The 251-nt window shown below is 64.9% G+C and carries 1 protein-coding gene; it reads left to right on the top strand.

The window, feature by feature from the left end; all coding sequences use genetic code 11:
- A partial coding sequence (locus ACRHOZ_RS21180) for an acyl-CoA dehydrogenase family protein (RefSeq protein ID WP_431130315.1) occupies nucleotides 1-251 on the top strand: 251 nt, incomplete at both ends.

The following is a 251-nucleotide window of genomic DNA, read 5'->3' on the forward strand; positions in this document are numbered from 1 at the left end:
GGCGGATCAACGAGTTGCTCAACTGGCAGGTAGCGTCCGCCGGTGAGGACATCAACATGGCCGATGCCGCGGCCACGAAAGTCTTTGGCACCGAGCGTGTTCAGCGTGCCGGCCGGCTCGCCGAGGAAATCGTTGGCAAGTACGGCAACCCCGCCGAACCCGACACCGCCGAGCTACTGCGCTGGCTGGACGCCCAGACCAAGCGCAACCTGGTGATCACCTTCGGCGGGGGTGTGAACGAAGTCATGCGC

The organism is Flagellimonas flava (genome assembly GCF_050617915.1).
Lineage (GTDB): Bacteria > Bacteroidota > Bacteroidia > Flavobacteriales > Flavobacteriaceae > Flagellimonas > Flagellimonas flava_A.